At 51.9% G+C, this 26,249-nt stretch carries 22 protein-coding genes; 16 read left to right on the top strand and 6 right to left on the bottom strand.

Annotated features, from left to right (window positions below; genetic code table 11):
• Window positions 1–9: 9 nt before the first annotated feature.
• Window positions 10–4,530 (bottom strand): DUF6443 domain-containing protein, encoded by a 4,521-nt coding sequence (locus tag R3I13_RS22750; protein ID WP_346320278.1) that lies wholly within the window; start codon window positions 4,528–4,530, stop codon window positions 10–12.
• A 403-nt stretch (window positions 4,531–4,933) separates the two neighbouring features.
• Between R3I13_RS22750 and R3I13_RS22745 the strand changes: the two genes are divergently transcribed.
• The 3 genes from R3I13_RS22745 to hppD are packed head-to-tail and all read left to right on the top strand — an operon-like array spanning window position 4,934 to window position 8,306.
• Entirely contained in the window at window positions 4,934–6,091 is a 1,158-nt protein-coding gene (locus R3I13_RS22745; protein ID WP_346320277.1) for a homogentisate 1,2-dioxygenase, read from the top strand.
• Between the two features lie 35 nt (window positions 6,092–6,126).
• A complete protein-coding gene (locus tag R3I13_RS22740) occupies window positions 6,127–7,125 on the top strand; it encodes an aldo/keto reductase (RefSeq protein WP_346320276.1) in 999 nt (332 codons plus the stop codon).
• A gap of 50 nt (window positions 7,126–7,175) precedes the next feature.
• Window positions 7,176–8,306: a 4-hydroxyphenylpyruvate dioxygenase gene (gene hppD, locus R3I13_RS22735; RefSeq protein ID WP_346320275.1), complete on the top strand. Its 1,131-nt coding sequence runs from the start codon at window positions 7,176–7,178 to the stop codon at window positions 8,304–8,306.
• Between the two features lie 71 nt (window positions 8,307–8,377).
• Here hppD and R3I13_RS22730 read toward each other — a convergent pair whose 3' ends face one another.
• Both R3I13_RS22730 and R3I13_RS22725 read right to left on the bottom strand, forming a co-directional pair.
• Window positions 8,378–8,833 carry a hypothetical protein gene (locus R3I13_RS22730; protein ID WP_346320274.1) on the bottom strand — a complete coding sequence of 152 codons (456 nt, stop codon included), beginning with the start codon at window positions 8,831–8,833 and terminating at the stop codon, window positions 8,378–8,380.
• Between the two features lie 17 nt (window positions 8,834–8,850).
• A complete protein-coding gene (locus R3I13_RS22725; protein WP_346320273.1) occupies window positions 8,851–9,672 on the bottom strand; it encodes a glycoside hydrolase family 16 protein in 822 nt (273 codons plus the stop codon).
• Between the two features lie 149 nt (window positions 9,673–9,821).
• On the opposite strand from R3I13_RS22725, the gene R3I13_RS22720 reads away from it, so the two are divergent.
• The 5 genes from R3I13_RS22720 to R3I13_RS22700 all read left to right on the top strand — a co-directional run bounded on the left by R3I13_RS22720 (window position 9,822) and on the right by R3I13_RS22700 (window position 15,185).
• Window positions 9,822–10,010, top strand: coding sequence for a hypothetical protein (locus tag R3I13_RS22720; RefSeq protein WP_346320272.1), 189 nt, complete (start codon window positions 9,822–9,824; stop codon window positions 10,008–10,010).
• Between the two features lie 68 nt (window positions 10,011–10,078).
• Window positions 10,079–10,849: a L,D-transpeptidase family protein gene (locus R3I13_RS22715; RefSeq protein ID WP_346320271.1), complete on the top strand. Its 771-nt coding sequence runs from the start codon at window positions 10,079–10,081 to the stop codon at window positions 10,847–10,849.
• Between the two features lie 190 nt (window positions 10,850–11,039).
• The gene (locus R3I13_RS22710; RefSeq protein WP_346320270.1) at window positions 11,040–11,612 is read left to right on the top strand and encodes a gluconate 2-dehydrogenase subunit 3 family protein; all 573 of its coding nucleotides are present in this window, start codon (window positions 11,040–11,042) and stop codon (window positions 11,610–11,612) included.
• A gap of 32 nt (window positions 11,613–11,644) precedes the next feature.
• Window positions 11,645–13,339: a GMC family oxidoreductase gene (locus R3I13_RS22705; protein ID WP_346320269.1), complete on the top strand. Its 1,695-nt coding sequence runs from the start codon at window positions 11,645–11,647 to the stop codon at window positions 13,337–13,339.
• A gap of 148 nt (window positions 13,340–13,487) precedes the next feature.
• Window positions 13,488–15,185 (top strand): GMC family oxidoreductase, encoded by a 1,698-nt coding sequence (locus tag R3I13_RS22700; protein WP_346320268.1) that lies wholly within the window; start codon window positions 13,488–13,490, stop codon window positions 15,183–15,185.
• A gap of 79 nt (window positions 15,186–15,264) precedes the next feature.
• Here the strand turns inward: R3I13_RS22700 and cfa are convergent, their stop codons facing one another.
• Both cfa and R3I13_RS22690 read right to left on the bottom strand, forming a co-directional pair.
• A complete protein-coding gene (gene cfa, locus R3I13_RS22695; RefSeq protein ID WP_346320267.1) occupies window positions 15,265–16,383 on the bottom strand; it encodes a cyclopropane fatty acyl phospholipid synthase in 1,119 nt (372 codons plus the stop codon).
• A gap of 71 nt (window positions 16,384–16,454) precedes the next feature.
• Window positions 16,455–17,246 (bottom strand): DUF4394 domain-containing protein, encoded by a 792-nt coding sequence (locus tag R3I13_RS22690; RefSeq protein WP_346320266.1) that lies wholly within the window; start codon window positions 17,244–17,246, stop codon window positions 16,455–16,457.
• 161 nt (window positions 17,247–17,407) lie between these two features.
• Here R3I13_RS22690 and R3I13_RS22685 point away from each other — a divergent pair, with 161 nt between their 5' ends.
• The 3 genes from R3I13_RS22685 to R3I13_RS22675 all read left to right on the top strand — a co-directional run bounded on the left by R3I13_RS22685 (window position 17,408) and on the right by R3I13_RS22675 (window position 20,955).
• Complete coding sequence (locus R3I13_RS22685; protein WP_346320265.1) at window positions 17,408–18,271, top strand: hypothetical protein; 864 nt, start codon at window positions 17,408–17,410, stop codon at window positions 18,269–18,271.
• A gap of 236 nt (window positions 18,272–18,507) precedes the next feature.
• A complete protein-coding gene (locus R3I13_RS22680; RefSeq protein WP_346320264.1) occupies window positions 18,508–19,749 on the top strand; it encodes a thioredoxin fold domain-containing protein in 1,242 nt (413 codons plus the stop codon).
• 225 nt (window positions 19,750–19,974) lie between these two features.
• Window positions 19,975–20,955, top strand: a complete 981-nt coding sequence (locus tag R3I13_RS22675; protein ID WP_346320263.1) for a glycosyl hydrolase family 18 protein — start codon at window positions 19,975–19,977, stop codon at window positions 20,953–20,955.
• Here the strand turns inward: R3I13_RS22675 and R3I13_RS22670 are convergent.
• Window positions 20,945–21,493, bottom strand: coding sequence for a hypothetical protein (locus R3I13_RS22670; RefSeq protein WP_346320262.1), 549 nt, complete (start codon window positions 21,491–21,493; stop codon window positions 20,945–20,947). The genes R3I13_RS22675 and R3I13_RS22670 overlap by 11 nt on opposite strands.
• A 276-nt stretch (window positions 21,494–21,769) precedes the next feature.
• Here R3I13_RS22670 and R3I13_RS22665 point away from each other — a divergent pair, with 276 nt between their 5' ends.
• From R3I13_RS22665 to nuoC, 5 genes are all read left to right on the top strand, one after another.
• Window positions 21,770–22,210: a CBS domain-containing protein gene (locus tag R3I13_RS22665; RefSeq protein ID WP_346320261.1), complete on the top strand. Its 441-nt coding sequence runs from the start codon at window positions 21,770–21,772 to the stop codon at window positions 22,208–22,210.
• Window positions 22,211–22,370: 160 nt separating this feature from the next.
• Window positions 22,371–22,820, top strand: coding sequence for an NADH-quinone oxidoreductase subunit A (ndhC, locus tag R3I13_RS22660; RefSeq protein ID WP_346320260.1), 450 nt, complete (start codon window positions 22,371–22,373; stop codon window positions 22,818–22,820).
• On the top strand, window positions 22,801–23,439 hold the full coding sequence (locus R3I13_RS22655) for an NADH-quinone oxidoreductase subunit B family protein (protein WP_346320259.1): 639 nt from the start codon (window positions 22,801–22,803) through the stop codon (window positions 23,437–23,439). Before ndhC ends, R3I13_RS22655 begins: the two co-directional genes overlap by 20 nt.
• A gap of 89 nt (window positions 23,440–23,528) precedes the next feature.
• Window positions 23,529–24,326: an MBL fold metallo-hydrolase gene (locus R3I13_RS22650; RefSeq protein ID WP_346320258.1), complete on the top strand. Its 798-nt coding sequence runs from the start codon at window positions 23,529–23,531 to the stop codon at window positions 24,324–24,326.
• 117 nt (window positions 24,327–24,443) lie between these two features.
• The gene (gene nuoC / locus R3I13_RS22645) at window positions 24,444–26,183 is read left to right on the top strand and encodes an NADH-quinone oxidoreductase subunit C/D (protein WP_346320257.1); all 1,740 of its coding nucleotides are present in this window, start codon (window positions 24,444–24,446) and stop codon (window positions 26,181–26,183) included.
• Window positions 26,184–26,249 lie beyond the last annotated feature (66 nt).

Here is a 26,249-nt window from a genome sequence, read left to right as displayed (position 1 = left end):
TAACTGCTTTTATCTTGAATTAATTATATCAATGAGGGCGGCTGTTAATGCGTCAAACCTATAAAATTGCCATCGCAATGTATCATAAGTATCTTTATTACCGTAGCCGTTGTCTACTTTCCATTGTTTGTAGGTGGCTAATGCAGTTATTACATCCAGTTGACCCGCCATCGCAAGCTCTAATTCTCCTGACCAGGATGTACGTAATGGTGTTTCAACACCTTCAATTTTTTTAAATGGGTTTGTGTAATCCCAAAGACGCTGAATCATATCTTTGTCAGCTTGCAAAGTTCTTACATCCTCCAAAAAACCAGCTGATTTTTCTCCTGTTGCTGTTGCCGCGGCATAGTCCATATCATGCCTTTTTGCAATAGCGTCAGCCCAATCTATTGGTTGATAGCTAAAATCATAATTTTTACTTTTTTCTCCTCCGTCTGTTGTTACGCTTCCCGCCCCGGAATAAAGACCATGGCGTGCAAAATCTGATTTACCGCCGTCCTGAGCTTGATCCCATTTGGTGTCAAGAATTTTTCCATTACTGCTATAATAATAATGAACAACCCCTCTTCCTAACGGGCCATACGAAGCTGAATTATAAAATCCTGCTGTTGTACCATGTATTTTATTAATCTCCTCATCGGTAGATTTGTAATGCATCTTGGTTCCCTTCGTTCCATCAGTATAGTGGTGAATAGAAATATATTCCAAACCTTCTAACTCCCGGCCATTGGTAACCCTGTTTTCACTGAAGGCATAAGTGCTGTTATATCTGTAATCATCAGCAAGAGGATCAACCTGTATAAACCGTCCGATTTGTGGATCGTGGCTTCTGTACTTAAACTGGATGTAGTTTACACCCAATTCATCATCGAATTTTTGTTCCTGGAACGTTTGCTCTTTATTGGGGAGAATGTTTGCGGCCCTGGAGGATATCCCATCCATTATCAGCCCGAATGGATAGTAATGTGTTTCCTCGAGCAGGGGGGCCGGGTTTGTGATGATTATCAGGTTGTCGAAATAAACGTCCTGCGGGCTTTCATTGCTGGTATAAACATATAGAAATCCGTTTTTCTGCATCACCATCTTATCCTGCGCCAGCGTTTGCAACTCGTCGGGTGAGGCCTGTACCTGTTTCACACCACTATTGTCTTCCACCAGGCCGAGCTTTTCGTCGAACAGTACGTAGTTCAGGTAGGCTTTCGGGCGCTGCGGGCTCGAATTTTGCGCATCTTTTTCTTTCAAACGCTGGTAAGCGTTATTAAAGTCATTGTTGAACGGCGTATTGTTGAGACTGGCAGAAGCCAAGGCGCCATGGCCTGTTTCAGCGCCTTGGCCTCCGAAGGAACTGATCAACGCGCTCAGCATATCTGCAGGAGGAACTGTCTTTTTGTTTTGCGAGGTTTGCTGTGATTTGAAAAACGCTTTGGCGCCGATCTGTACTGTATCTCCCGCCATTACCTTCAGTACCAGGCTCGGGCCGATCTTCTTATCCGGGTTGTCTCCGTTCAGTTTCGCTACGAAGCTGTTCTGATTGGTGGTAGCATCCTGGGGGTAGCCTGCGGGTTTGGAAGTACGGGTTGCATCGATGTTGCTGAACAGCGCACTTTCCTTCGCCGCGCTCTCCGTTTCCATGCTGGCCATATACATTGAAAAATCTACTTGTTCCGTCAGCACTACCCTCACGTTGCCCAAGTGGTCTTTTACAAAATAATCATACTTGTATTGCAAAGGCTGGCCGGACTTGAATACTGTGCGAACGCGGCCTTCTTCATGGGGTAGCATCCGCAGTGTGTCATTTACGTACATCATCCCGCCGGCCATATAATCGGTAGTGGTCACCTTGGAAGGATTGACCGTGATATCAGTCACTGTCTTCTTCAGCTTGTTGCCGGTAGCATCGTACTGGTAGCTTATACTCCCTTTATTAGGGACCGTGATCGCCTGCGGCAGGTTCAGGTGGTTGTAGACAATGCCCGTGATCTCCTTGTTCTTATCAGCAGTCATATTGCCGTTCACATCATAGCTGTAATCGAAGTCTATGGTTGGCGTATTTTGGTTGGAAGTGTTGTTGGATGTTGGTTCTTTGAAGTCACCCAGTGTGCTGCTGATGTCGTTGACATTATCCCTTACATAGCGCAGGCGGTTACTATTGGCGTAATAAGCATAACTCAGCTGGTCCACTGTGGCCGGGGCACCGGCTTTCAGGCCCCGCTGGGTCATGGACATAATATTGCCGTTGGCGTCATATGCCAGGTTGCTTACGCTGAAGTCCGCCAGGTTCTTCTGCCAGGTGGTCGTGCCGGGGTTTTGTTGGTTAAAATCACCTGATATCAACCGGTTCACTTTGTCATATCCGAATCCCATAGCACGGGCAATTCCGTCTCCGCGGCCTTTCCATCTGAGCCCGCCGATATTGCCATTGTATTGGTTGGTGGTAAAGCCGTAATCATAGCTTAATTCCTGTCCAAACCAGTTAGATGTGCTGCTTGCCGTGTTGACGTAGGTTTTATTGATGCCTTTCAGCCAGCCGCGGATATTATATTCATGGGCCAACTTCTCCAGTTGGGTAGTGGCATCTGTTACGCCCAGCCGCTTCTCTTTGAGCTGCCCCAGCTCATCATATTCCATCGTGGCCACGGTTCTTTCCAACGTAGCATTATCATTGAGCTTCTTTTTGATGGAACGCAGGCGTCCGGCGGCATCATACTGGTTCATCGTCAGCACCGTCGTTTGCGGCGTGGCGCCGCTGCGCGGGTTGGTATGGCGCAGGTAGTTGCTGAGCACTTTGCCGTTAAAATCATAGAGGCTGGTGACGATGTCCTTACCGCCGCCGGAATTATCACTGATCGTCTGGATCGCACGGCCTTTGTTATCATAGTATATCGTGGTGGTCAGCCATTGGTCCGTAGTGCCCAGTACCCTTATCCGGGTACCGGTCGTCAATCCCTTAATCCTGGTACTGGCGGCGGTGGAAGATTCCGCATAAGGATTGGTGCCGGCCTGCGGCTTGGAAAGGTCTGCCGTTTGCAGGCTATGGGCACCGGTATAGCTGTAATTATCGTAAAAAGTATAGGTCAGTGGCTGATACCCGGTGATGTTGGGCAGCGGGTTGGTGACGGCGAGCTGGGTAGTCAGTCCTTGCAGGGCCGGATCGATCTCGGCTACGAACTCAGCGGCCGTTTCGCTCTCAAAGCCAGGTTGAAAAATGATGCTGCTGGTGGCCTTATAGCTGGTCAGGCCGGTTTGCCGGTTGCCTACTACCAGGTCTGCTGTACCAGGGGCGGTATAGGTCAGCGTTGAGCTGGCAGTAGCGGCGTTCATCGCTGTTTGCAACTGGTCCCGCGTGGAGTTGGAGGGATAGAGCGCCGTCATCACCGGCCGGTTCAGCGCATCATAAAAGGTCACCAGCCATTCTTTGGTGGGGGATTTGGCGCGTTGCACAGAGTCCTGGGTAAACACAAGCCGATCCCTGACATCATATACCATCAGCATCGGCCCGGCGCCAGGAATACGCTTTTCAATCATGCGCCTGCGTCCATCGTATTGATACCTGAAGCACAGTTCATTGGCAATCGCTGTGCTGATTACCCAGTTGCTATTGATCAGCTCTACAGCGCGGGGCGGGATCACAAAACGCAGGTTATAGAGATTGTCATACACGTAATACGTGCATAGCCAGCCGGCATGGGCCGTGCCCGGAGAGGAAGCCAATTGTATTTTCTTCAGGAGGGTCTGGCCTTTCTTATCTTTATACTCTATCACCTGGTTGCCAGCCTCGTCCTGGGTCAATTGTTTGGAAAGCTGTCCTGCTCCGTACACCTGGCTGGCAGCGCTCGTAGGAATAGTATTACCTGCCGGGATATTCCATATACGTACGGAATCGGCCGCAGTATTAACCAGGTATTGCAGACTCACCGGGCGGTTACCGCCTTCCAGCGCCCAGCTGTTGCCGGGCGCGTAGGTATGCACTACGCGGTTTAATGGAGAAGCTTCAAAAGCGGTACGGGTATAATAGATTGTCTCACCCTGTGCGCCAGGGTTCAGGGTAGCATTCTGGTAAAAGGCCGCCTGGCCGGTAAAAGGCGCGGTCTTGAATAACCCATCGCTGGTATTGCCGGTCTGCGGCACATATGGCAGGTATTGCAACTGCTCCCGGCCATATGCGTCATACACATGCATGCTCACCAGGTCTTTACCACCTGTGGCCTCCGCCGTCACCCCGCCGCTCATGCCTTTGGCCACCTGCTGCAGTGGTCGGCCCAATCCATCAAAATATTGCGTAGTTTGCTTTACTTCCTTTACAGTCCGCGCTGTGGCCGTTACCACTGCTGGATCGGTAGTAAGCATAGCTGGCTCCCAGGTACGGATATAATTGACAGCAGGATTGGAATACGCCGCAGGTGTCGCATCCGCTGTTGCTGAAGGACGGGCGCTGGTGTTAGGAGCGTTTTGAGCGGCTACGCTCAAAACGCAAAGCAATAAAGGGACGCAGGATAGAATCCGGATCGTGAGGATATAGAGATTGGGCATGTAAAAAGTCGTTTACTTGATTTCCGAAAATGGTGTTAACATCATCTAAACACAGGTAAATAGGTCATTGAATTTATCTTCATCGGGGTTGCTTGGTTCGGTCGAAATATGCTACAATATAACTGCCTTTCTTTGAATCGCCAAATTGGCCTCATTATGGTGATTGGCGGGGAATCAATAAATTAATTTCCCCCATATCTGAAAAAAGACATAATTTTAGCCCGTACAATCTCATGCACAGTTCGCTTACATACAAAAACCAGTGCAATTACTGCTTCCTCATGGCCACGCTCGCCATGGATTCGGCGTTATAATCTCCCGCTTTACCGGCCAGCCTTTAGGCTGATTCCTGATTTTGCCATCTAAATGGCCGGATACTTGTTATTTATTAATAAACCCAATTATGCCTCATTATCACACATTAGGGCAGATTCCGCATAAACGGCATACGCAGTTCCGTAAGCCGGACGGTAAGTTGTACTCGGAACAGCTTTTTTCCACGGAAGGTTTTTCTTCCCACTATTCCCTGCTGTATCACTGCCATCCGCCCACGGAGATCATCAAAGTGGACGAACCTTACAACGCGGCGCCTTCCGTTGCGGAGGAAAAAATGCTGAAACACCGCAGCTTCCAGGGCTTCAATATCCAACCTGAAGCGGATTACCTGAAAAGCCGCAAACCCGTGCTGGTAAACAGCGACTGCCATCTTTCCCTGGCTGCCCCGCAGCAAAGCACCAAAGATTATTTTTATAAGAACGCCGATGCGGACGAGCTGCTTTTCATCCACGAAGGCAGCGGCATCCTGCACACCCAGTACGGGCAGCTGCAGTTCGGCTACGGCGATTATATCGTGATACCGAGGGGCACCATTTACCAGGTGGAATTCTCCAACCAGCAAAACCGCCTCTTTATCGTCGAATCTTTCAGCCCGCTGCGTTTCCCGAAAAGGTACCTCAGCCCTTACGGCCAGCTGCTCGAAAACGCGCCCTTCTGCGAACGGGATATCCGGCAGCCGCAGAACCTTGAAACGATCGACCGGGCGGGAGATTTCACCATACTCGTGAAAAAGAAAGGCATCATGTATCCCATCCACTACGGCCATCACCCGTTCGACGTGATAGGCTGGGATGGATGCGAATATCCCTTCGCGCTGTCTATCCACGACTTCGAGCCCATCACGGGCCGCGTGCACCAGCCGCCGCCGGTGCATCAAACCTTCGAAGGGCACAACTTCGTGGTATGTTCCTTCTGCCCGCGAATGTTCGACTATCACCCGCTGGCTGTGCCCGCGCCGTATAACCACAGCAATATAGACAGCGATGAAGTGCTGTATTACGTGGATGGCGACTTTATGAGCCGCAAGCACGTTACCCGCGGCATGATCACCCTTCACCCCGCAGGCATCCCGCACGGGCCGCATCCCGGGGCGGTGGAGAAGAGCCTGGGCGCGAAGGAAACGAAAGAGCTGGCGGTAATGGTGGATACTTTCCATCCCCTGCAGATCACGAAAGAAGCGCTGAATATCGAAGACCAGCAATATGTAATGAGCTGGGCGGAATAAAATTCCCGGTATTACTTTTAGGGAAAAATTTAAGCATGGAATACAGACAACTCGGAGAAAGCAATTTGAAAGTATCGGCCATCACATTCGGCGCATGGGCCATTGGCGGATGGATGTGGGGCGGCGCGGAAAGAAAGGACGCCAGGGAAGCTATCAGGGCTTCTGTAGACCAGGGCGTTACTTCCATAGACACGGCGCCCATCTACGGCCAGGGCACCAGCGAAGAGATCGTAGGCGAAGCGCTGGAAGGCATCCAGCGCGATAAAGTGCAGATCTTGACCAAATTCGGCATGACCTGGGAAGGTAACAAGGGTACTTTCGGCTTCAGCAGCACAGACAACAGCGGCAAGGCGATCGATATTTACAAATATGCCGGTAAAGAAAGCGTGATCCGTGAATGCGAGGAAAGCCTCCGCCGCATGAAAACGGATTACATCGATCTTTACCAGATCCACTGGCCTGATGCAACAACGCCGATAGAAGAAACCTTCGAAGCGGTGCTGCGGTTGCAGGAACAGGGAAAGATCCGCGCAGCGGGCGTTTGCAACTACAACGCGGAGCAAATGAAGCAGGCGGACGCAGTGGTCAAACTGGCTTCCAACCAGGTTCCTTTCAGCATGGTGGAACGCAGCATCGAAAAAGAGCTGACGCCTTATTGCATAAAGAACAACAAAGGCATCCTGGCTTACAGCCCGCTGCAACGGGGCATCCTCACCGGGAAGATCAGGGCAGACCACCAGTTTGAAGCAGGCGATCACCGCCCCACAACGAAGTTCTACCAGCCGGATAACATCGCGCGCATCAATGCATTCCTGGGCCTCATCAAACCACTCGCGGAAAGCAAGAATGCCACGCTGGCGCAGCTGGTCATCCGCTGGACCATAGAAAGGCCGGGCATTACCGTGGCATTGGTAGGAGCGAGGAACGCAGGGCAAGCCATTCAGAACGCAAAGGCGATAGATATCAAACTGGCGCCGGAAGAGATCGATTTTATCAATAAGCACCTGTATGCTTTGAGCCTTGTATCGGTTTAAAGATCATCATACACCAGAACAATTTTTTTAAAAAACCAATCCATTTTTTTATGAACAGTGCAGCAGTAAAACCAACACCGGCGCAGGATCAGCAGGATTTCCTGCCTTTGCTCGGTACGGATTACGTAGAGTTTTACGTCGGCAACGCCAAACAGGCCGCACACTTTTACAAAACAGCTTTCGGGTTCCAGTCGCTGGCATATGCCGGGCCTGAAACCGGTGTGAAAGACCGCGCGTCGTATGTGCTGGTGCAGAACAAGCTCCGCTTTGTGCTCACCACCCCGCTGCGCCCCGGCAATGAAATGTCTATGCATATAGACAATCACGGGGACGGCGTGAAAGTACTGGCTATCTGGGTGGAAGATGCGCGTAAAACTTTCGAGGAAACCGTAAAAAGAGGCGCAAAGCCTTTCCTGGAGCCGACGGTAGAGAAAGATGAATTCGGCGAAGTAGTGCGCAGCGGCATTCACACCTACGGTGAGACCGTGCATATTTTCGTTGAAAGGAAGAACTACAACGGGCCTTTCCTGCCGGGGTATAAAACCTGGGAAAGCAAATACAATCCCACCAGCACCGGTTTGCAATACGTAGATCATTGCGTGGGCAATGTAGGCTGGAATGAAATGAATACCTGGGTGGACTTCTACAGCCGTACCATGGGCTTCCATAACCTCGTATCGTTCGACGACAAGGATATTTCCACCGAGTATTCCGCCCTGATGAGCAAGGTGATGAGCAACGGCAACGGCCGTATCAAATTCCCGATCAATGAACCGGCGGAAGGGAAGAAAAAGTCACAGATCGAGGAATACCTGGAATTCTACGGCGGGCCTGGCGTACAGCATGTTGCCATTGCCACCAACGACATCGTGCACACAGTGGGCGAACTGCAGCACCGCGGCATTGAATTCCTGACCGTGCCGGCTTCCTATTACGAAGATCTTACCGCAAGGGTGGGAGACATCGACGAAGACATTGCCCCGTTGCGCGAGCTGGGCATCCTGGTTGACCGCGACGATGAAGGTTACCTGCTTCAAATTTTTACCAAACCCCTGCAAGACAGGCCTACGCTCTTTTTCGAGATCATCCAGCGCAAAGGCGCCAAATCCTTTGGGAAAGGCAATTTCAAGGCGCTGTTCGAATCCATTGAAAGAGAACAGGCGCTGCGCGGGAACCTGTAAGTTTTTTTAACTGGAGTTTACAACAACACAACAATTCAGCATCCCGCCGGTCTTTTGGCCGGCGGCTTTTTTTAGTCGGTATTCCAGGTATTATCCGGGTCGCCTTCAAAAGCAATATCAATATCATCGTCGGTCCAATCGTTGTACCCGTTGTATACTGAATATTGCTGCTCATGGCCACTGTCTTCCCCTTCGGTATAGTCCGGCCAGTTGTCCACATAAGCAGTGACAGTGAATAGGTGGTAGGCGCCGTACTTCCCGGCAGACCATTGTCTTTTGAGGTTCAGCAAAACGGAAGCATCCGCTTTTACCTGATGAATGAGGGCTCTTTCCATTCTTACAGTAAGCTTCCGCTCAAAGTCCCAGTGGCAGCAATAGTCCAGGATGCTGCCGTCCGCAGCTTTGATGGTCCGGAATTGCAGCGCTGTTATTCCCAGGCGCTGTTTGATGCTGTCGATGGTCAGGCATTCCAGCCATTGAAAGTTGAATGATCCGGGCATTTCAGGCGGTTCGGAATAGGGCGTCATATTTTCACGTTTAGGTTTTATAAAGTTCTTTGGTACACCCTGATATAATCCACCAGCAGCTGCGCGGGAATATGGCTGTCCGGGATTTCTTCACCAGCCTGGCCGAGCGCGAGGTTTACCAGCAGGTAAAAATTTTCGCGGAAAGGGTTGTTGCCTTTTTGATGGTTGATGGTTTTGGAGAGGTCTTGCGAGTTGATCTCCTTGCCGTCCAGGAAGATGGTCATTTTGTTTTCGTCCCATTCCAGCGCCCATTCATGGAATTCTTTCGCCCATTGTTCGCCGCCCCAGGTTGCTACGGGGAATTTGCCTGTGTTCCAGGCCACCTGGTTGTTGCCTTCCCAGGCCCAGTTGGCCAGCAGGTTACCGCGGTAGAACTCCATGATATCCACTTCGCCGCAGGCCGGCCAGCCGCCTGCGCCGCGTTTGCTGCCCAGCATCCAGAACGCGGGCCACATGCCTTTGCGCACGTCTATCTTCGCCCGCATTACCACCCGGCCGTATTTGAAATCGAATTTGCCTTTGGTGATCATGCTGGTGGATGTGTATTCCGCGTATTCGCGGTTGCGCTGCCAGGCTTTGCTGGAAGGATCGTAATTCGTGTTCCTGACTTTTTCTTTCCGCGCTTCTATTACCAGCAGGCCATTGCGGCAAACAGCATTTTCAGGCTGGTACCATTGCGGCTCGTTGTTGCGCACAAAGCCCCGTTCGTAATCCCATTTCGCGGGGTCGGGAACGCCATCGTTGTTAAACTCATCACTCCAGGTCAGTTTATAACCGGACGTGTCTGCGGGAAAGGGAGAGAAGGCGAGCATCGCCGTAAACAGGGTTTGGAGCAGCATGCGGAATATTTTTTATGGCCAACAAAATAGTAAAAAATCCATAAGGCTGTTTACGTTAAAAAATGCCTGTTTTACTGCCGTTTTGTTGAAATTTTACCCGTTTTTAACCCCTTTTACCCACTAAATCTTTATATTTGACGTTAATATTTATGGACTTAAGAGACTTATTCGGGTACCTGTTTATCCTGGCCGGTTTGCTCCAGTTGCTGACCGCCTACCTGATCTTCGCCGGGCAACGGCATTACGTGCTGCGCATTGCCAACCGGAAGGTCGGTTCAATAATATATGTTATTTTTGCATTTGTACTATTCTACCTGGCCTATTATTTCCTGGTATGAATTTGGAAAGTCATAAAATTATGAAGCGGTTATTAATTGGTATTTTATCCTTATCCCTACTGAGCGCTATGAATGTTCACGCGCAGCAAACTTTCCTGGAGAATCAGAAGTTGTTCCCCAGGGTTGGTGAAGCTTTCCGTGAAAAAGAGGAATCGCTCAAACAGGCGTTCGCCAAAAAAGGCATCGCCTATCCTGCCAAACAGATGTACATCCGTTCCTTCAAGCTGGACAGCGAGTTGGAGATCTGGGTGCGCAACAATGTATCCGACACTTTTACGCTGCTGAAAACCTACCGCGTTTGCACCTTGTCCGGCAAGATGGGGCCCAAGCGCAAGGAGGGCGACCGACAGGTTCCGGAAGGATTCTATTATATCAACGATTTTAACCCGAACAGCAGCTTCCATCTTTCTCTCGGTATCAACTATCCCAATTTCTCGGACAGGATACTGAGCGACCAGAAGAAGCCCGGCGGGGATATTTATATTCATGGCAACTGCCTCACCATCGGCTGCATACCGCTTACCGATGAATTTATCGAGGAAGTATATATCATGGCCGTACACGCCAAGAACAACGGGCAGGATTTCATCCCCGTGCACGTGTTCCCGGTGCGTTTCGGCAACTCCAGGTCTATGGACTACCTGGGCAGCATTTCACTCACAGACAACGAAGCGCAGAAATTCTGGATCAACCTGAAATCTGCTTACGATTATTTTGAAAAACACCGCAAATTGCCCGTGGTGCTGGTAAACAGCCAGGGCAAATACGTGTATACCACGCCGCAGCAAGCGCCGCCCATTGCACAGAGCGCCGCAGCGAAAGCAGCGAATGGCAACTGACAGTTATAATATTATTGGAAAAAGAGCATCGCAGCGGCGATGCTCTTTTTTTTGATGCAATATTGAAGTGACTGGGTGAAAAACCCCCTTTGTGTCATTTCTACATATTATTTTGCCAATACCCCTATTTTATTTGAAAATCTCAGTATTTTTTCGAAACTTACCGTGAAGGTCAAATCAATTTACTAATATGAACAGAAGAGATGCCATCAGGAATGTCGCGATCCTTATGGGAACCGCGCTTTCCGCTTCCACGTTAGCGGCTCTGGAGGGTTGTAAATCCAAGCCTGCTACTCTAACGCTACAGACACCGGAAACCAAAGCCCTTTTGGCTGAAATAGCCGAAACCATCATCCCGGAAACGACCAGTCCCGGCGCCAAAGCCGCTAATGTACAGGATTTCATCGTGCTCATGATCAACGATTGTTATGATGAAAAAGCCCAGAAGGTTTTTGAATCCGGTCTGAATAAGGTCAATGAAGAGAGCAAGAAGAAATTCTCCGGGAAAGATTTCATGGAGATCACTCCTGAACAGCGCACCGAACTGCTCACGGCGATCGATAAAGAGAGGGTGGACTACAACAAACGGGAGAACAAGAAAAAGGACGATCCCGCGCACTATTTCCAATACATGAAGGAACTGACCCTGCTCGGGTATTTCACTTCGGAGCCCGGCGCTACCAAAGCCCTGCGTTACATAGCCGTGCCTGGTAAATACGAAGGCTGCGTGCCTTACAAAAAAGGCGACAAAGCCTGGGCCTAATCCTTTTCTTCGAACCACAAAACACCAGACAAATGAACCTGAACATAAAAGCGCAGGACCAGAACACGTATGACGCCATCGTAATCGGATCGGGCGTAAGCGGCGGATGGGCTGCCAAAGAACTGACCGAAAAAGGCCTGAAAGTATTGCTGCTGGACCGTGGCAAGAACCTCGAGCACGGCAAATACGAAACCGCCACCAAAGATCCCTGGGAATTCCCGCACCGCGGCCGCATCACCCAGGATCAGCGCCAGAGCCACGAAAAGCTCGTCCGCGACTATCCTTACAGCGAACACAACGAAAAATACTGGATCAACGACAGCCAGAGCCCTTATAAAGAAGACAAACGCTTCGACTGGTACCGTCCTGATATCGTAGGCGGCAAATCCATCATGTGGGGCCGCCAGAGCTACCGCTGGAGCGACCTGGACTTCGAGGCCAACCTGAAAGACGGCATCGCGATAGACTGGCCGATCCGTTATAAAGACATCAAGCCCTGGTACGAATACGTGGAGAAATTCGTAGGCATCAGCGGCCAGGCCGAAAACCTGCCCCAGCTGCCTGACAGCATCTTCATGCCCGCGATGGAAATGAACTGCGTGGAAAAAGACGTGAAAAAACGCGTTGAAGAAGCTTTCAAAAGCCGCACCATCACCATCGGCCGCGTGGCCAACATCACGCAGGACCTGCCCGGCCGTACCAAATGCCAGTACAGGAACCTCTGCAGCAGGGGCTGCCCCTTCGGCGCTTATTTCAGCACGCAGTCGTCTACGCTGCCCGCGGCCATGGCCACCGGCAACCTTACGCTGCGCCCTGATTCCATCGTAAACAGCATTATCTACGACGAAGGCAAAAAGAAAGCCACCGGCGTACGGGTGATAGACAAGCACACCAAGGAAATGATCGAGTTTCACGCGAAGATCATCTTCGTGAACGGTTCTACGCTCGGTTCCACCTTCGTGCTGCTCAACTCCATCAGCAACCGCTTCCCCAATGGTTTGGGCAACGACAGCGGCGTGCTGGGCAAATACCTGATGGACCACCACTTCAAGATCGGCGCGTCCGGCGTTGCTGAAGGATATGAAGACAAATATTTCTACGGCCGCCGTGCGAACGGTTTGTACGTTCCCCGCTACCGAAATATCGGTTCCGACAAACGCGATTACATCCGCGGTTTCGGTTACCAGGGCGGCGCAAGCCGCAGCGGCTGGAGCCGCGGCATTGCCGAAATGGGCGTGGGTAAAGACTTCAAGGAAATGCTCACCGAACCCGGTCAATGGACCATGGGGCTTGGCGGCTTCGGCGAATGCCTGCCTTACGAAGACAATACCGTAGTGCTGGACAACAGCCAGAAAGACGCATGGGGCCAGCCTGTGATGCGCTTCAACGCTGAGTTCAAAGAGAACGAAGCAAAAATGCGCAAGGATATGATGAACGACGCTGCCGAAATGCTGGAAGCGGCCGGCATCAAGAATGTGAAGACCTACGACAACGGCTCCTGGCCTGGCATGGCCATCCACGAGATGGGCACTGCGCGCATGGGCCGCGATCCGAAAACTTCCATCCTCAATGGTTTCAACCAGGTGCATTCCGTTCCCAACGTGTTCGTGACAGACGGCGCGGCCATGACCTCCGCGTCCTGCGTGAACCCTTCGCTTACCTACATGGCGCTGACTGCAAGAGCGGCGGACTATGCGGTGAAAGAACTGAAGAAAGGCAATATCTGATCCCGGAAAGGACACAGGATATATCTTATGGAAGAGCCGCCTCATTGAGCGGCTCTTCCTGCTTACAACACCCGTTTGTTATGATAATGCGGCACAGTGAACAATAACAGTGAACAATAATATGCATACCTAAAAACCCACGCTTAACATGAATCTGAACATTAAAGCGACCCAGGAACATACCTACGATGCGATCGTGGTAGGCTCCGGCATCAGCGGAGGCTGGGCGGCGAAAGAACTTTGCGAAAAAGGCCTTAAGACCATCGTACTGGAAAGGGGCCGCAACGTAGAGCACGTAAAAGACTATACGACGGCCAACTGGGATCCCTGGAGCTTCAAATACCGCGGCGGCCTTCTCTCCAACGAAATGAAAGAGAACTATCACATCCAGAGCCAATGTTATGGCTTTGATGAGGCCACGCAACACTTTTGGGTGAACGATAAAGAGAATCCATACAACCAGGTAAAACCCTTCAACTGGATACGCGGCTACCACGTGGGCGGGCGTTCGCTCCTGTGGGGCCGGCAGGTGTACCGCTGGAGCGATATTGACTTCGAAGCCAACGCGAAGGACGGTCATGGTGTAGACTGGCCGATCCGCTACAAAGATATTGCGCCCTGGTACAGCTACGTAGAAAAATTCGCAGGTATCAGCGGGCAGGCCGAAGGTTTGCCGCAGCTGCCGGACGGCGAGTTCCTGCCTCCCATGGAAATGAACTGTCTTGAAAAACATGTGGCCGCGAGGATCAAAGAAAAATATAAAGACCGCATTATGACCATCGGCAGGGTGGCGCATGTAACCACTGCGCACAACGGCCGCGGCCCTTGCCAGTACCGCGATCTGTGCGCGAGGGGCTGCCCTTTCACCGGGTATTTCAGCAGCAACGGCGTAACGCTGCCCGCAGCGCAGAAAACGGGCAACCTCACACTGAGGCCTTACTCCATTGTGCTGGAAGTGATCTACGACGAAAACACGCAAAAAGCCAAAGGCGTGCGCATCATGGATGCGGAAACGAAAGAAGTGATGGAATACTTTGCGAAGATCATCTTCATCAACGCATCCACCCTGGGCACCACGGCTATTTTGCTCAACTCCGTATCGAACCGCTTCCCAACCGGCCTCGGCAACGACAGCGACCAGGTAGGCCGCAACCTGATGGACCATCACTACGGTGTGGGCGCAGGCGGCTCTTTCGACGGTTTCCAGGATCAATATATTTACGGCCGGAGGGCCAATGGCATTTACATCCCGCGTTTCCGCAACATCAGCGAATCTACCAGGCAAAAGGATTATGTGCGCGGTTTCGGTTACCAGGGCGGCGCGTCCCGCGGGCGCGGCGTAGCTTTTGAAGGTATCGGCGTCGGGCTGAAGGAAGCGCAGGCGGAACCGGGGGATTGGAGTATGTGGATCGGCGCCTGGGGCGAGCATCTGCCATACCAGGACAATACCGTACGGCTCAATAAAGAGAAAAAAGACATGTACGGCCTGCCTACGCTGGACATCGACTGCAACTTCCGCGAAAACGAAATGGCCATGCGGAAAGACATGCTTGAAAGCGCGAAGGAAATGCTGGAAGCCGCAGGGCTGAAGAATGTAGGCGGGGGAGACAGTATGCCGCCTCCGGGGCATTGCATCCACGAGATGGGCACTGCGCGCATGGGCCGCAATCCGAAAACCAGCGTGCTGAACGGTTTTAACCAGATGCATACCGTGAAGAACGTGTTCATTTCAGACGGCGCCTGCATGACCTCTTCCGCCTGCCAGAACCCTTCCATCACTTACATGGCACTGACTGCCCGCGCGGCAGACCATGCAGTGAGCGAATTGAAGAAGAACAATATCTGATAAAACGTAAAGATGATAAACACCGCCGGGAGAGCTTTCTTCCGGCGTTTTTTTTGAACAACTGTTTACAGCGAAAAGATCACGCAAAGCTATACCCGCCCGCTACGCCGCTTTTGGAAAGCACCACCTGCCACAGCTGGTTGCTCCGCGACCTGAACGCGCCGGCGCAGGAGAGCAGGTAATATTTCCACATCCTGAAGAAAGTGGGATCGTATTTGCCTTTCAGCCGGTCCCAGTTTGCCGCGATATTCTCATACCATGCCATCAATGTTTTATCGTAATCCACGCTGAAATTTTCCCAGTGCTCCATTACGAACAAACCCTCGATGGCCTCGCCGATCTGGCGGATGGAAGGGATCAGTGAATTGGGGAAGATGTATTTGTTGATCCAGGGATCGGTGAGGGTGGAAGTAATATTGGAACCGATAGTGTGCAGCAGGAACAGGCCATCGTCTTTCAGGCACCGGTGCACCGTTTTCATATACGTTGCATAGTTCTTGTAGCCTACATGCTCGAACATGCCGATGGATACGACCGCATCGAATTTTTCATGGAGGGAGCGGTAGTCCATGATCCGGATATCTACCGGCAGGCCTTTGCAAATCTGGCGGCCCAGCTCGGCCTGTTCTTTGGAGATAGTGATGCCGGTTACTTTTACGCCATAATTTTCCGTCGCGAATTTCCCGAAGCTGCCCCAGCCGCAACCAACGTCCAGCACGTGCATGCCGGGCCTGAGCCTGAGCTTGCGGCAGGTGAGGTCCAGCTTGTTTTCCTGCGCTTCGTTGAGCGTGCGCGCATTGTTCCAGAAGCCGCAGGTGTAGGTCATGCGTTTGTCCAGCATCAGCACGAACAGGTCGTTGCCGATGTCGTAATGCCTGCTGCCGTTGCGGTATGCGGCGGCAGGTCCCTGGCGGTTGAAGAAGCGGGAGAGGAGAAGGTCCATCTTCAGTTTCAGGCTGGGCTTCAGTTGTTGTGCAAGATTACCGCGCAGCACCCGGGTGATGAATTCATCAGGCGCGGGGCTGTCCCACCACTGCGACATATATGTTTCACCCAGGCCCAGCGAGCCTTCGGTCAATGTTTTGCGGTAAAAGTCATCATGGTGTACGTGGATGTCCCATGGTTCATTTCCGTTTATAGTAACGCCGGCTGAAGAGAGCAGCCGGGTGAGGATGCTCTTGAACATTTCTTTTCCCATAGCATGAAATTAACGGGCAGGTGTCCGTTACAAAAGTACGTAATCCGCTTATTTCACAGCAGCATGCGCCGTTATTGTCCCGGCACGAGCGCGAGCCCTTTCACCGTCATGGGAAAATCCCCGGCTACGGTGGCCGCGCCGGTTTGGAGATCGATGCGGTAGAGTTTGGTGCCGACGGATCTGAACAAGGCATACGCTTTATTGTCCTGCCCAACGATATCAAACCCGTCGGCCGCGTCGGCGGTTTCACCGAGCTTCCCCACCAGCGTCAGTATGCCGCCATTGGGATTATCCAGGCGGAACAGGCGGCCGGTGGAAGCTTCGATACCATACAGCACGGTGGAAGCGGCGCCGCTGTAGTTGTTGGCATAAGCGATCGCGGAAATGGCGGTGGCACCCGGGGTAATATTCACATCTTTTCCCGCCAGCGAGCCGTTGGCGGGGTTGAGGCGCAGGTTCAGGTCTGCGATGTTGACCACCCGCAGCCTGTCTGCCACGGGATTAAAGTCGATGCCGTAATAACTATTGGCCAGCAGCTCCGGGAAAGGGCCGGGGCCCACCATCGTGGCCGCGCCGGTGGAAGTATTGATCTGGTACAGGCGGGAAGTGCTGCCAACGCCGTACAACATGCCGTCCGACAGGCGGAAGTCTATCCCCAGCAACTGTTCCCCGCCCTGCAGGCCCGTGATCTCGCGGCCGGTAACGGTGGCGGGGTTGCTGGTATGGAACGCCAGCAGGTTGTTGTTCGTGCCGAGGGCATATGCATTAGGCGCTTTGGGTGTGTTGTCGTCTTTCTTTTTGCTGCAGGAAATGCTGAGGGCAAGGGCCAGGGTAAGAGCCGCTTGCAGGGGTATTGATCTCATCGGTTAAATGGTTTGCTATAGCATACAATTTAATCATTTTGTTTGAATGGGTACGAGAATAAGTACAGGCTTTTGCCCGAAAACGGTGGCGGACTACTTGATCAAGTAATAGATTTCAGCGGGTTAACAGATAACTTTAAGTATATGAAAGCCACTCCCTCATGAAAACCTTTCACCCGCTCCTGCTTTGCATGTTACTGGCGGCAGGCTGCATCAAACACCCCGGCCCTGAAGTGCCCCCCGTTCCGGCAAAGCCGCAATGGCTCATCAGCAAAATAACCCTGGTGCGGCAAAGCGGCGAGGTAAACCCTCTGCCGGGGGAGCCGGCCGCTACCTACCTGAAGCAGGTATATGAGTTTAAATACAACGGCTATTACAAGCCCGTAAGCAGGCACATTTATGAAGCCGTCAGAGATACGTTGAACCTGCAACTGGCCGAAAGAGATACATTGTTCTACGATACACGGCACCGGGTTGTGCAGGCGGACGAATATTTAAGCGTGCTTCCGGGCATTAATGCCCGCCGGAAGTTCATCTATCCCGGCAGCGATACCCTGCCTTCGGCAGTGGAATCATGGTACAGCAGCTATCCCAACCGCGATTCGCTTTACCTTGGCGGCACCACGAATTTTACATACCACCCGGATACCGCGCTGGCCATTGGCCTCAACAGTCACGGTACGCTGGATACGACGATGTATATTTATGCCGGCGCGAACCGCAATTTCAACCGCATTATTTCTACGACGGGGTATGAGGAAGATATTTATTTCACCTTCGATAATTCGCCTGCAATAGAGCGGCTGATAAACCTCAGTCATGGCCTGGTATGGCGCCTGCCGATGGATTATGTGAGCCCGCCCGTACTGTCCCGCAACAATTGGACGGGCAATGGGCCGCAGGGCTGGCAAAAATTCATTGAATACAATAGCAGCAACCTGCCCGGCCGGTACGTGATCACGGAGTACAACCCCAATCCCAGGAGATGGGCCTTCCGCGTGGAATATTTTGCACCATCGCCCTGACAAGGGCACTTGCCATAAGGATCACAAGGGCCGTTTCCTGTTTTTGCAGACAGGAAAGACGGCCCTTTTTTTGCCGGTACCCCGCGTTCACAATCGTTCTATCGCCCATATTTGCACCTAAAACGGGCTTCCCGGACCGCTTATCCATACTTTTTCCATATTGTGGAATATTTACTAAATTGTTAGTTGAAACCTGACCAACTAATTTCAACCCATCTTAACCAAAACCAATCACCATGAGAAAATTAATTTTCCTCCTGCTGTTCCTGGCCCCGGCTATCGCCTTCTCGCAGGAAAAAGGCATTCAGTTCGTGCATGGCCTTACCTGGGAACAGGTGAAAGAAAAAGCCAAAGCAGAGAACAAATACATCTTTGTAGATTGTTTCACCACCTGGTGCGGCCCCTGTAAATTCATGAGCAGCACCATTTTCCCGCTCGAAGAGGTGGGGAATTATTTCAACGACAAGTTCATCAGCGTTAAGCTGCAGCTGGACAAAACCGAGGCGGACAATGATGAAGTGAAGAGCTGGTATGCCACCGGGGAAAGTATTGCCAAAGAATATTCCGTGAATGCCTATCCCACTTTCCTCTTCTTCAACCCGCAGGGAGAGGCCGTGCACCGCGTGGTGGGCGGGGCTTCAGACGGCCCCGGATGGATCAAAAGAGTAACACCCGCTTTTGACCCGGAGCAGCAATATTATACACTGATCAAACAGTATGAAAAAGGCAATCAATCGCCGGAGTTCCTGAAAAAAGCATCCGTCGCGGCTATGGAGGCTTATGATGAGAAAAATGCCGCCGTTCTTTCAAAGGCCTATCTCGCCACTCAAAAGGACCTCTATACCAAAGACAACCTGGAGTATATTTCCAAATTCACGCGCAGTTCTAAAGACGAGGGCTTTGCCCTTTTACTGAAAAATCCCAAAAAGGCCAATGCTGCATTGGGAGAAGGGAAGGCTGAGAGGATCGTAAAGGGCATTATCCTGCAGGAAGAGGTATTTAGCAGGATCGCCAAAAACAAGGACCAGGAACCGGACTGGAATGCATTGTCTGCGGACCTGGGTAAAAAATACCCCGCGTTTGGCGAGGAAGTCGTAGTGGAAGGCAAAGTGAGGTATTTTCAATACACCAGGAACTGGGAAAAATTTGCACCGGCGGTCATGAGCTATATGAAAAAATACGGGTCCGGCGTTTCCCCCGAAAAGCTCAATGATTTCGCATGGACTGTTTTTGAAAACTGTAAAGACATGACCTGTGTAACAGAGGCACTGGAGTGGAGCAAACGTTCCCTGGAGGGCAATAACAACCCGATGTTTATGGATACCTACGCCAACATCCTCTACAAGATGGGCAAAAAAGATGAAGCCATCGCCTGGGAAGGGAAAGCCCTTAACCTTATCCCGGAAGGCGGCGACAGGAAAGCGTACGCTGAAACGCTCGACAAAATGAAGAAAGGCGAAAAAACGTGGATAGATTAATACGATCAATTACCGCGTATTCATAAAAAATGCTCCCAAGGTTCCTGGCTTTGGGAGCATTTCATTTTTGGCAGCCCCTTGTTGTTTGGAGAAATAAAAAGGATGTTCTATCTTCACCCTGCTCTCAATTAACCAATAATCATTTTTTATCGTCAACGCCCGCCATCCGCGCCACCGCCGGATGCACAGCCGTTTGATTATTGGTCACCATTACTTCCTTTTACCATGAGGCAACTATTGCTCCCCCTGTACATTATTTTTTTCGCCGCGCTTTCGCTGGCCTGCAAAAAGAAAACCGGGACCCCGCAGGATGAAAAACAGGTAAAGCTCCGCGTGCTTGGTTACCTGCTGAGCGACAACAACTGGCATACCGCGGTTAATTCCATCGACCTGTCAATGATCACCGACCTGAACCTCGCTTTCCTGAACCCCGGGCCGGATGGCAGTTTCAGCATCGGCCCTGCCGTGAGGCAGGTGGTAGATAAAGCCAGGACGGCGGATGTGCGGGTATTCATGTCTATCGGCGGCGGCGACGCGCCTGCGCATTTGGCTGAACTGATCAAACCAGCGAAGCGAAGCGATTTTGTGGCGGGCATCGTTGCGTTGGCGGAGCAGCATGGGTTTGCAGGGGTGGATGTAGACCTGGAAAATGATCTCATAAACGCTGATTATCCCGCATTTGTGGCCGAATTACGCACCGCCCTCAAGGCGAAGAATAAACTTATGACGGCAGCTCTCGCTTCCTGGAATGCCGGTAAGATCCCCGATGCTACCATGCGGAGTTACGATTTCATCAACATCATGAGTTACGATAAAACGGGCCCCTGGAACCCGGCGAATCCCGGCCCGCATTCGCCCTATGAAATGGCGGTGAACGATTTCAATTATTTTAATCAAACGCGCGGTGTGGCTGCGGAAAAACTGTTCATAGGCCTGCCTTTCTATGGGTATGGCTTCGGAACGAACGCGCCTGCCAGCGCCTGGTATAAAGACCTTGTGGCACAATACCCCGGCGCTGAAAATGCAGACGAAGTAACGGTAAACGGGGGAGGGAAGATCTACTACAACGGCCTCAACACCATCCGCCAGAAAGTGGCCTTCGCTCTCAGCAGCAAAGCAGGCGGCGTGATGATCTGGGAACTGACGCAGGACAGCCGCGATGGCAAATCGCTGCTGAAGGCGGTGAATGATAAGATCAGGGAGTAGCCGCCAGTTGCGCCAGGATCCAGGCGGTGAGCGTCTTCCGCCTCGCAGCCATTCTTTGCAGGTGTACCAGGTACCAGATACTGAAAAGGATACCACCGGCAGAAAGCACCAGGCCCCATGCCACGCCTTCCCGGTGCAGCAACCATCCAAGGCAGCCAATAATGACGCCAAGCAGAATAACGCCAACGACTCTTGTGGTACGCTGTATGGCGTTCAATGTAAGATGGGGAGTGACATCTTTTTTTTCGGGCCGGGATTCAATTAAATGTAAAAGCTCAGGTAATCGCTGGCCGGGTACCCGTCTGTCTAACCACAGTTTGGCCAATGCATCCGGCATCCGCCGGTAACTGTTGTCTGATGCTGCATGGAGGATATAACCCTGCAGCCTGGAACGTTTATCATACGCAGCATGGGCCGGCATAACCCCGCCTTTGTATTGCACACATACGCTGAACTTGTCAGGGATGCCGTTTTTCCAGGGATTGGCTGTCTGGATACTATGCAGTACTTCCGTGTTTGGAGCAACAATGTAAGCCATGGTCATTTTATTTGAATGGAGGAGGATAACAACAGGGCATCATAAATATAATAAAAAATAATACCAATGTGCGCCACTGTGCCGCACATTGCAGCGGCGGTTAACAAACGGCGAAAAAACGTCAAGTATAGATCGTTATATGATAAAAGGAAAAGAGATGAATACCAGGCGGCAGGATTCTTTTTTCCTTTTACTTTTTGATTTTGCAGAAAAAAACAGTTAACTTAAAGTAGGTTTTTCGCACATCGTATTGTTTCACGTTAAAATCAGCTTACCATGGGCAGAGTCAGGAACATCTTGGTGGGCAAAGGTCACGCAGTATACTCCGTACATCCAGACAGCACCGTATATGAAGCCCTTAAGGTGCTGGTGGACAAAAACGTGGGAGCCCTTGTAGTTTTAGACCACGACAAATTCCTAGGTATTTTCTCCGAGCGGGATTACGCCCGCAGGGTGATCCTGAAAGGCCGCGCCTCCAAGGAAACCACCATCCGCGAGATCATGACCGAACATCCTATTACTGTTACGGAAGACGAGACCATTGAAAACTGCATGTGTAAAATGACAGACAAAAGGATCCGTCATTTACCCGTGGTAGACGATGGCGGCAGACTGATCGGCGTAATTTCCATCGGCGACGTTGTGAAATACATTATGGACGAACAGAAGCATATTATTGAGAACCTCGAATGTTACATTAACGGCACTCACCACTAGCCAGGCAATCTAATCCACAGCCACGCCTTTGTTACCCAGCGTTGTTTTTTGTTTTATCGTCGGCATCCCCTGAGCGGTGCAGCGCAGCATGGACATACAAAAACAACAACCCGGACTCATTACTACGGATCATACAGATCGACTATAAAACACGACAACCATGAACCCGTCCTGGCCTTTCCTCGTATTTGGAGCCATCGTGCTTGTATTGGTACTGGCTATCCTGGGTCTGTCCTACATCCTGGGCCAGCGCCATAAAGACCGCGCTACCGGCGAAGCCTATGAGTCCGGCGTGCTCTCCACCGGTTCCGCCCGCCTCCGTTTCCCTTCCCAATTCTACCTCGTAGCCATGTTGTTTGTGATCTTCGACATCGAGACCGTGTTCATCGTGTCCTGGGCCATTGCATTCGGCGAACTGGGATGGCCGGGTTTTATCGGCGTATCTGTATTCATCCTGATCCTGCTGGCCGTGCTCGTGTACGAGTGGCGCAACGGCGCGCTCGACTTCGGGCCCGACGGTAAAAAAATACTCAGGGCCTACCGTAAAATGCGGAAAGGGTCCGGGAAAGAAACCGTTAAAACAACCAGGCATGAAGTGGTGGTTAACTGAACCTAAAGAAGCAGCCGCGCAAAAGTCCGGCAACTACTCCATGGAAGAATCCGTGAGCCAGGCCGTGATGCTGACCTCCGTAGACAGGCTGCTGAACTGGGGGCGCAAGAATTCCATGTGGCCCTTTCACTTCGGGCTGAGCTGCTGTTTCGTGGAAATGGCCACCGGCATGACGCCTAAATACGACCTTGCGCGTTTCGGCGCAGAAGTGATCCGCGGCACGCCCCGCGAGGCAGATGTGATGATCATTGCCGGCACGGTGTTCATCAAAATGGCGCCCATCATCCAGCGGCTGTACGAACAAATGATGGAGCCGCGGTGGGTGATCTCCATGGGTTCCTGCGCGAATTCCGGCGGGATGTATGATATTTACAGCGTGGTGCAGGGCGTGGACAAATTCCTGCCGGTGGATGTTTACGTTCCCGGCTGCCCGCCAAGGCCGGATGCGTTCATGCACGGGCTGGTGCTGCTGCAGCAGTCTGTAGGCAAAGAAAAACGCCCCCTCAGCTGGACGATCGGGGAACAGGGCGTGATAAAACCGGAAAAAGTGAGCATGCGCGACCTGAACCGTGAGAAACGGCAGCAAATGACGGAATTCAAGACACCCGACGAGATATGATCCCTTCGGAAACAATGAAAAAAACTGTAACTTGAAACGCCGGACAGGAGACGAATTCCCGCCGGGGCCCTATATAAAATCATGTACGGATGAGTATCAGAAGGATCACTGAAAATGTGTATGAGCTTCAGCTCGGGAAGGTAAACGCTTTCCTGGTGGAAGAAGATGAGAAGCTCACATTGATAGATACGGGAGTGCCGGACAGTACCGGCCAGATCATTGAAATGATCCGCGAAATAGGCCGGCAGCCGGAGGAGCTGAAGCATATCCTGCTCACCCACAGCCACCCCGATCATGCGGGGAGCGTGGCGCAGCTGAAAGTGATCACCGGCGCAAAGGTGTATATGCACCCTGCAGAGAAACTGAACGTGGAAAAGGGTTTTGTGCCTAAACCGTCCGAACCTTACTTCACGAGCTTCGTCAATAAACTGATGTATAACCTGTTCGTTAAAAATGCTTCAGGTTACATCCAGCCCACAAAGGTGGATGTGTTATTGCAGGATGGAGACTGGTTGCCAATTGCAGGCGGATTGCACGTCATTCACATCCCGGGCCACAGCGCCGGGCAGGTGGCGTTCTTCCTGCCGGGACGGAAAAATGTGTTGTTTGCGGCAGATGCAGCCGATAACCTGTTTGGTTTAAGCTACAACTGCTTCTACGAAAACTTCACCGAAGCCGGGCACAGCCTCGAAAAGCTGTCTACCTTCGATTTTGACATTGCCTGCTTCGGCCATGGCAAGTCCATTATGCGGAGGGCCGCTGAGAAATTCAGGAACAGGTTCCTGGCGCACAGGCACAGCGCTTCACAGGCAAAGGCCGCGCAGCCTTACCTGGTGATGGAACAGGATGTCATTCTCAGTATGCGGAAGCCGGAAGAAAAAATATAACAATGTACGACTGATACAAAACCTGATACTTCTTACAACAGCTCATTAAAAGCAAGGGACCCACAAGCCTGGAAAAGCTAAGCAGCATGGCGCATTGATACAATCAAAAATGTAATCATGCCCGCGAGCATCTTTTCTGCCCTCTGCTCCCGGTTCGGTGAGGATATTTTCCACGAACAGCTCACCCGGGATGAGACGCCCACCATCTGGACGCCACAAGGGAAAATTATTGCCGTACTCGAATACCTCCGCAGTGATGCGGAACAACCTTTTCGCATGCTCTATGACCTTACGGCCATCGACGAGCGTGCCTGTAAAAGTAAGTACAACGGCACCTGCGAATTCACACTCGTTTACCACCTTTTTTCGTTTGAACGCAATGCATTCGTTCGCCTGAAAGTAGCCCTCCGCGGCGAATTCCCCTCCACGCCGAGCGTCACGCACATCTGGCCCGCCGCCAACTGGTACGAAAGGGAAGTGTACGATATGTTCGGTATCCGCTTCGATGGCCACCCGCTCCTCAAACGCATTCTCATGCCCGTGACCTGGGAGGGGCACCCGCTCCGGAAGGAGCACCCGGCCCGCGCTACTGAGATGGGCCCCTTCCGGTTGTTTGCAGCGAAAGAAGACAGGGAACAGGAAGCGCTGCAATTCAGTCCGGAGGAATGGGGGCTCAAACGGCACAGCGAGGATTCAGATTACATGTTTCTCAATATCGGCCCGCAACACCCGGGCACCCACGGCGTTCTCCGCATCATTCTCCAGCTGGACGGGGAAGACATTGTAGACGCCGTTCCCGACATCGGATTCCACCACCGCGGTGCTGAAAAGATGGGCGAACGGCAAAGCTGGCACACTTACATTCCCTACACAGACCGCATCGATTACCTCGGCGGCGTCAACAACAATCTTGCTTATTTACTGTCTGTAGAAAAACTCGCCGGCATCCGCATCCCGGAACGCGCCGAAGTGATCCGCGTAATGCTCTGCGAGCTGTTCCGCATTGCCAGCCACCTCGTTTGGTACGGCACCTTCGCGCAGGACGTAGGGCAGCTCAGTCCCGTGTTCTACATGTTCACAGACCGTGAAAAGATATTCAACATCATCGAAGCCGTTTGTGGCGGGCGCATGCACCCCAACTGGTTCCGCATCGGCGGCGTGGCGCAGGACCTGCCTAATGGCTGGGACAAGCTTGTGCGCGATTTCGTGAATTATTTCCCGAAAAAACTGAAAGAATACGATAAGATGGTGATGCGCAACGCGCTCTTCAAAGCCCGCACCGTAGGCATCGGCGTGTTTACGCAGGAAGAGGCGATAGATTGGGGCGCCACGGGGCCTAATCTCCGCGCCTGCGGCATGGAGTGGGACATGCGGAAGAAACAGCCCTACAGCGGTTATGAGAACTATGAATTCGACATACCCGTTGCGCAGAACGGCGATTGTTACGACAGGGCGGTGGTGCGCGTGAATGAAATGTGGCAGAGCCTCCGCATCATCGAGCAATGCCTGGACAATATGCCGGCAGGGCCTTACAAGTCGGACCACCCGCTGGCTACGCCGCCGCTCAAGGAAATGACGATGAAGGACATCGAAACGCTGATCCACCACTTCCTGCACGTAAGCTGGGGGCCGGTGATACCCAACGGCGAAGCGATGGTGGTAACAGAAGCCACCAAAGGCTGGAACAGCTACTATCTCACGAGCGACGGCAATACTTCGCCTTACCGGGTGCGGGTGCGCACACCATCGTTCGCGCATATGCAGATGATACCGTATATCAGCCGCGGGTACACCGTGGCCGACCTGCTCTCCATACTCGGCGCCATGGATTACGTGCTGGCCGATATTGACAGGTAACCATCCCCACGCGGCCGCAGGGAGCCGCGCAGGCTGAATAATATTGACAGGTAAAAAGCAAATGTT

Source organism: Chitinophaga sp. YIM B06452, assembly GCF_039655965.1.
In the GTDB taxonomy this organism is placed as follows: domain Bacteria; phylum Bacteroidota; class Bacteroidia; order Chitinophagales; family Chitinophagaceae; genus Chitinophaga.
The sequence above is the reverse complement of the archived record's forward strand: the minus strand, read 5'-3'. Positions and strand labels throughout refer to the sequence as shown.

What these genes read in the sequence shown, in the direction of transcription:
- R3I13_RS22750 (WP_346320278.1), bottom strand. Translation starts at nt 4,530, where the DNA reads ATGCCCAATCTCTATATCCTCACGATCCGGATTCTATCCTGCGTCCCT.
- R3I13_RS22745 (WP_346320277.1), top strand. Translation starts at nt 4,934, where the DNA reads ATGCCTCATTATCACACATTAGGGCAGATTCCGCATAAACGGCATACG.
- R3I13_RS22740 (WP_346320276.1), top strand. Translation starts at nt 6,127, where the DNA reads ATGGAATACAGACAACTCGGAGAAAGCAATTTGAAAGTATCGGCCATC.
- hppD (WP_346320275.1), top strand. Translation starts at nt 7,176, where the DNA reads ATGAACAGTGCAGCAGTAAAACCAACACCGGCGCAGGATCAGCAGGAT.
- R3I13_RS22730 (WP_346320274.1), bottom strand. Translation starts at nt 8,833, where the DNA reads ATGACGCCCTATTCCGAACCGCCTGAAATGCCCGGATCATTCAACTTT.
- R3I13_RS22725 (WP_346320273.1), bottom strand. Translation starts at nt 9,672, where the DNA reads ATGCTGCTCCAAACCCTGTTTACGGCGATGCTCGCCTTCTCTCCCTTT.
- R3I13_RS22720 (WP_346320272.1), top strand. Translation starts at nt 9,822, where the DNA reads ATGGACTTAAGAGACTTATTCGGGTACCTGTTTATCCTGGCCGGTTTG.
- R3I13_RS22715 (WP_346320271.1), top strand. Translation starts at nt 10,079, where the DNA reads ATGAATGTTCACGCGCAGCAAACTTTCCTGGAGAATCAGAAGTTGTTC.
- R3I13_RS22710 (WP_346320270.1), top strand. Translation starts at nt 11,040, where the DNA reads ATGAACAGAAGAGATGCCATCAGGAATGTCGCGATCCTTATGGGAACC.
- R3I13_RS22705 (WP_346320269.1), top strand. Translation starts at nt 11,645, where the DNA reads ATGAACCTGAACATAAAAGCGCAGGACCAGAACACGTATGACGCCATC.
- R3I13_RS22700 (WP_346320268.1), top strand. Translation starts at nt 13,488, where the DNA reads ATGAATCTGAACATTAAAGCGACCCAGGAACATACCTACGATGCGATC.
- cfa (WP_346320267.1), bottom strand. Translation starts at nt 16,383, where the DNA reads ATGGGAAAAGAAATGTTCAAGAGCATCCTCACCCGGCTGCTCTCTTCA.
- R3I13_RS22690 (WP_346320266.1), bottom strand. Translation starts at nt 17,246, where the DNA reads ATGAGATCAATACCCCTGCAAGCGGCTCTTACCCTGGCCCTTGCCCTC.
- R3I13_RS22685 (WP_346320265.1), top strand. Translation starts at nt 17,408, where the DNA reads ATGAAAACCTTTCACCCGCTCCTGCTTTGCATGTTACTGGCGGCAGGC.
- R3I13_RS22680 (WP_346320264.1), top strand. Translation starts at nt 18,508, where the DNA reads ATGAGAAAATTAATTTTCCTCCTGCTGTTCCTGGCCCCGGCTATCGCC.
- R3I13_RS22675 (WP_346320263.1), top strand. Translation starts at nt 19,975, where the DNA reads ATGAGGCAACTATTGCTCCCCCTGTACATTATTTTTTTCGCCGCGCTT.
- R3I13_RS22670 (WP_346320262.1), bottom strand. Translation starts at nt 21,493, where the DNA reads ATGGCTTACATTGTTGCTCCAAACACGGAAGTACTGCATAGTATCCAG.
- R3I13_RS22665 (WP_346320261.1), top strand. Translation starts at nt 21,770, where the DNA reads ATGGGCAGAGTCAGGAACATCTTGGTGGGCAAAGGTCACGCAGTATAC.
- ndhC (WP_346320260.1), top strand. Translation starts at nt 22,371, where the DNA reads ATGAACCCGTCCTGGCCTTTCCTCGTATTTGGAGCCATCGTGCTTGTA.
- R3I13_RS22655 (WP_346320259.1), top strand. Translation starts at nt 22,801, where the DNA reads ATGAAGTGGTGGTTAACTGAACCTAAAGAAGCAGCCGCGCAAAAGTCC.
- R3I13_RS22650 (WP_346320258.1), top strand. Translation starts at nt 23,529, where the DNA reads ATGAGTATCAGAAGGATCACTGAAAATGTGTATGAGCTTCAGCTCGGG.
- nuoC (WP_346320257.1), top strand. Translation starts at nt 24,444, where the DNA reads ATGCCCGCGAGCATCTTTTCTGCCCTCTGCTCCCGGTTCGGTGAGGAT.